The sequence below is a fragment of the Micrococcus sp. LASM2_SD2 genome (assembly GCF_057364565.1).
Genome location: NZ_JBNFOB010000346.1, coordinates 1 through 1,651, shown reverse-complemented (window position 1 = coordinate 1,651; position 1,651 = coordinate 1). Strand labels below are relative to the sequence as shown.

Sequence of the window (1,651 nt, the reverse complement as noted above, 5' to 3'; positions counted from 1 at the left end):
CCGCGCCCGAGCGCGTGGCGGCCGCAGGCCGGCCGGTCCCGGGCGCGCGGACCGGCTCGAGGAGCTGCTCGGCCTGGACACCGGCTACAGCCACCAGACCGGCTCGGACGGAGGATGGCACGTCCGTGAGGTGCCGTCCTGGCGGGCGGTGAAGGACTACACCTGCCCGGGCTGCGGCCGTCGCATCCCGCAGGGATCGGCCCATCTGGTGGCGTGGCGCAGCGACTGGATCATGGGGGACGAGGACGCCGGGGCGGACCGCCGTCACTGGCACCGGATCTGCTGGCGCACCCGCCACTCGCGGTAGTGGGGTGGCGGGGGAGAGACGCCGCGCATCCGGCACTCCCGGTGACGGGTGGTCCCTCGGGTCAGTGGCGGTCCTGCCGGGGGATGAAGACCTCCCGCACCAGGAGCATGACCGCGGCGGCCGTGGGGATGGCCATGATAGCCCCGAGCACGCCGAGGAGGGTGCCGCCAGCGATCACCGCGATCACGGCGACGGCGGCGGGGACCGCCACGGCGCGGGCCATGACGCGGGGGGACACCACGTAGGCCTCGATCTGCAGGTAGACGAAGTAGACGGCCGCGAAGAGGGCCGCGGTCTGCCAGTCGACCGTCAGGGAGATGGCGGTGACGATCATCCCGCCGATCATGGCGCCGACCAGCGGGATGAAGGCCATCATCCCGGCGAAGAAGGCGAGCAGCGCGGCGTAGGGGGTGCCGGCGATCGCCATGGCGACGAACGCGACCGTGCCGTTGAGCAGCGCCACGAAGGACTGCCCCATCACGTAGTGGCCGACGGACGAGGTGATCTTCTCCGCCAGGTACTCCACCCGCACGCGGCGCGAGCGCGGGGCGAGGCGGTACAGCCAGTACTTCATCGCCGGCAGCGAGGCGAGGAAGTACAGGGTCAGCACGAGCACCACGAGGGTGGAGAACGCGGCGCCGAGCACGAACTGGCCGATCCCCACCAGGCCGCCGAACACCTGGCTCCAGGCCTGCTGGTCCTGCGTCCACGTCTGGATCTGGGAGTCCACGGCGTCCCGGATCTGGAACTGTCGGTCCAGGTCGTGGAAGACGGCCGAGCCCATGACGTCCTGGATGGTCTGCGGCACGCGGTTGACGAACTCCGCGGACTGCTCCACCACGGTCGGCACGAGCAGGGAGAGGAAGGCCGCGGCTACCCCGGCGAGGCCGAGCACCGCGGCGAGCACGCCCACGGGGCGCGGGGCGCCCCAGGACTCGATCTTGCGGACGATGGGGTCCAGGCCCAGCGCGATGAACAGGGCAGCCAGGATCCAGAGGATCAGCTCCCGGTTGGCGGCGAGCATCCAGTAAATGAGCAGCGCCAGGCCCACGCCGGTGGTGAGCAGGAATCCGGCGGTCACCGGGTGGCGCAGGTGGACCGCCGGCTCGCCGGCGGGGGAGGACTCGGCCACGACGTCGGCGCTCGCCTCTGTCGTCACGGCGCCGGGCTCGTCGGCCGGCACCGGAATGTCGTCCACCGTGAACTCGAGGCGGTGGGGGCGTTCCGGAAGACGCCGGCGTAGCCCCGCGAGCCGGCCGCGCAGCCCCCCGCGGGGCTCCTGCGCGGTGCCGGACCGGGTGCGCTGGTTCTGCTCGTCCACCCGGTCAGGGTACGCCAGCCGGC

Annotated in this window: 2 protein-coding genes; one reads left to right on the top strand and one right to left on the bottom strand. The window is 72.5% G+C overall.

Annotated elements, in window-relative coordinates; translation table 11 throughout:
• Nucleotides 1-307 (top strand): hypothetical protein (locus AC2W7A_RS12230; RefSeq protein ID WP_485991581.1); only part of this gene is annotated, 307 nt, incomplete at its 5' end.
• 61 nt (nt 308-368) lie between these two features.
• Here AC2W7A_RS12230 and AC2W7A_RS12225 read toward each other — a convergent pair.
• Nucleotides 369-1,646: an AI-2E family transporter gene (locus AC2W7A_RS12225; protein ID WP_485991582.1), complete on the bottom strand. Its 1,278-nt coding sequence runs from the start codon at nt 1,644-1,646 to the stop codon at nt 369-371.
• Between the last annotated feature and the right edge of the window lie 5 nt (nt 1,647-1,651).